General features: G+C 70.5%; 4 protein-coding genes. 3 read left to right on the top strand and 1 reads right to left on the bottom strand.

Annotated elements, in window-relative coordinates; all coding sequences use genetic code 11:
• The coding region (gene bla, locus I59_RS15970; RefSeq protein WP_022904729.1) for a class A beta-lactamase at positions 1-615 on the top strand (615 nt) is incomplete at its 5' end.
• A gap of 7 nt (positions 616-622) precedes the next feature.
• Here bla and I59_RS15965 read toward each other — a convergent pair.
• The gene (locus I59_RS15965; RefSeq protein WP_022904728.1) at positions 623-1,234 is read right to left on the bottom strand and encodes a TetR/AcrR family transcriptional regulator; all 612 of its coding nucleotides are present in this window, start codon (positions 1,232-1,234) and stop codon (positions 623-625) included.
• A gap of 192 nt (positions 1,235-1,426) precedes the next feature.
• Between I59_RS15965 and I59_RS15960 the strand changes: the two genes are divergently transcribed.
• Positions 1,427-2,053: a stage II sporulation protein M gene (locus I59_RS15960; protein WP_022904727.1), complete on the top strand. Its 627-nt coding sequence runs from the start codon at positions 1,427-1,429 to the stop codon at positions 2,051-2,053.
• A gap of 34 nt (positions 2,054-2,087) precedes the next feature.
• On the top strand, positions 2,088-3,029 hold the full coding sequence (locus I59_RS15955) for a family 43 glycosylhydrolase (protein WP_022904726.1): 942 nt from the start codon (positions 2,088-2,090) through the stop codon (positions 3,027-3,029).
• Positions 3,030-3,074: the final 45 nt, after the last annotated feature.

Below are 3,074 nucleotides of genomic sequence, written 5' to 3'. Positions count from 1 at the left end.
AGCACCGACGCGGACCTCGACACGTTCGTCCACTTCGGTCGGGACGACCTCCTGGCGTACGCACCGATCACCAGCCGTTCCGTCGATTCGGGGATGACGGTCCGGGAACTCATCGATGCGCCCCTGCGGTTCAGCGACAACACGGCAGCGAACCTGCTCGTGGAACGGCTCGGGGGACCGGCCCGGGTCGAGGAGTACCTCCGGAGCATCGGCGATCGGACCACCACCGTGGACCGGGTGGAGCCCGACCTCAACGCCGCCACCCCGGGTGACCCGCGCGACACGGCGACTCCGGAGCAGTTCGCGGTCGACCTTCGCCGCGTCGTGCTCGGCACCGTCCTCGGGCGGTCCGACCGGACCCTCCTGCGGGACACGATGCTGGACAACACGACGGGTGCGGCGACGGTCCGCGCGGGCGTCGACAGTGCATGGCCGGTCGCGGACAAGACCGGTACCGGCGAGTTCGGCGTCCGGAACGACATCGCCGTCGTCTACCCGGCCGGTCGCGCTCCGATCGTGGTGGTCGTCATGACGCGGAAGGACACGCCCCACGCCGCGACGGACGATGCGCTCGTCGCGGCGGCCACCCGGACCGCGGTGGGGGCGCTCCTGTGACCGTGCCTCACGTCGCGTCGTGGTCCTGCGACAGGACGGCGGCCACGGCGAGCCGGAGCGTGCTGGTCTCGAAGGACAGCCGGGTCCGGGCTCCGGGCAGCGCGCGCTCCACGGAGAGCCCGTTCACGACGGAGTGCAGGAACCGGGCGCACGCTTCGACCTCTCCGGCTGTCCCGACGCCTTCGTCCTGCAATGCCTCCAGCCACCGTTCGAGCCGGCGGATCCCGAGGCGCTCGAGCGAGAGGAACGCCGCAGCGGATGTCTCCGGCGCCGGCGGAGCGATGTAGGCGTCGTGCAGGGCTGTCCAGTTCTGCCGTGCTGCAGCGCCGTGTCCACCGCTCGCGAGGATGAGCTGGAGGCAGGCCTCGAGGCGCTCCGCCGGGCTCTTCGAGATGTCGGCGATCGGGTCGTCCGGGATCTCGAGTGTCTGCAGGCCGGCGACGACCGTGTCGAGCAGCTCCTGTTGCGTCGGGAAGAAGTGCCGGAGCGATCCGGTGCTCACCCCGGCACGTGCGGCGACCGCGCGGACGCTGAGTCGTGCCGTGGGGTTCTCACCGAGCATCGTCGCCGCGGCGACCAGGATCCGCGATCTCGTGTCCGAGGTTGTCGGTTCGTCCATGACGGCAATCCTCCCAGAACAGTGTCACGCTGTGCTAGCGTGCCATCCACACTAGTACAACGTACTAGTTCGACGTACTAGCAAACGGCTCGTCCTGAGCCTGATCCTGCAGGAGTGAGCACGGTGGACCGACACGAAGAACCCGCCCGAGGGGCGACCGACGTCGCTCTGGGGAGCGCATCGAGGAGACCCGTGGCGACGGCCTGGCGGCGGCCCGTCGAGATCGTCCGCGAGAACTCGCGCGTCCACCTCGTCCTCAACGCGGCGACCTACGGCCTCCTCCTGGTCGGCTTCGCGCTCGGGATGCTGTTCCCCGGACTCAGCCAGGCTCGGGCGACCGCACTCGAGGACGACGGGACAGCGGCGCTCGTCGGTGCGGTGTTCCGTCAGCCCGCGCTGTTCGCCCTGGTGATCCTCGCTGTGAACGTCTTCCGGCTCAGCCTGCTCACCATCGTCCTCCCGTCGTTGGTCGTCCCGTTCGCGGGCCTGGTGACGTTCGGCTGCTGGCTCGTCCAGACCGGCATCACCCTCGTACCCGGCACGGCAGAGGGATGGGTGGCGCTCATCCCGCACGCACTGACCGTCCTGATCGAGCTGCAGGCGTACATCACCGTGGCGCTCGGTGTCTTCCTCGTCGGCAAGCACTGGACCCGACCAGGGACAGCCGGCGTCGAACGGCGACGCGACGGGTACCTGGCGGGCCTGCGGAAGCTCGGACGACTCAGCGTGCCGGCTCTGGTGCTCTTGGTCCTCGGAGCGGTGTGGGAGGCGTACTCCTTGCGGTACCTCGTCCACCCGCTGGGTCAGTGGCTTGCATGAGGAGGCCGCGGCCGCCTCGGTGCACAGTGGCCTCATGAACGATGACGCTTCCGTCCGCCTCCTCGGCACCCCGTGGGGCGACACCTCCCGCCGCGGCCGTCCCTACGCCAAGGATCCCTCCGTCATCCGGTTCGGCGGCCGGTACCTCCTGTACTGCTCCCTCCCGTCGGCGAGTGACGACGATCCCGAGGGCTGGTCGGTGGGCGTCGCGGAGAGTGACGACCTCGTCTCGTGGCGCACGGTCGCCGTGCTGCCGCCGTTCGGTGAGTACGACCGCAGTGGTGCGGCGGCGCCGGGCGCGGTGGTGATCGACGGCCGGGTGCACCTCTTCTTCCAGACGTACGGCCGTGGCCGTGCGGACTCGATCTGCCACGCGGTGAGCGACGACGGCCTGACGTTCGCCCCGAACCCGCAGAACCCGGTGTTCCGGCCGTCGGGCGACTGGACCTGCGGCCGGGCGATCGACGCGGACCTCGTCGTCGCGGGGGAGTGGCTGCTGCTGGGGTGGGTGACGCGGGACCCGACGATGACGACGCAGCTGTTCGGGACCTCGCGGGCACGCATCGGCAGCGCGTACGGCCCGGACGACTGGGAGCAGTTGTCCGTCGACGGCCCGGCACTCGCCCCGGAACTGCCGTGGGAGCAGGACTGCATCGAAGCGCCGGCGCTGCGGTGGGACGGCGAGCGGTTCACGGTGTTCTACGCGGGCGCGTACAACAACGCGCCGCAGCAGATCGGGTGGGCGACGAGCCCGGACGGCCGCACGTGGACCCGCGGATCGGACGTGCCGCTGCTGCCAGCAGGACCCGAGGGCAGCTGGAACCACTCGGAGTCCGGGCACCCGGGGTACCTCCGGGACGAGGACGGCCGCGAGTACCTCTTCTTCCAGGGCAACCCGGACGACGGGCACACGTGGTTGATCGCGGCGACGGAGCTCACGTTCATCGACGGGGTGCCGGCGGTCACGAGCGACTGAGCCGGGGAGACGGACGCTCCGCTGGGGCAACCGTCGGACGGGAGG

The sequence above is a fragment of the Curtobacterium sp. B8 genome, assembly GCF_000333315.1.
GTDB lineage: Bacteria > Actinomycetota > Actinomycetes > Actinomycetales > Microbacteriaceae > Curtobacterium > Curtobacterium luteum.
Note: the sequence above shows the minus strand (reverse complement) of the source record. Positions and strands in the feature narration are given on the sequence as shown.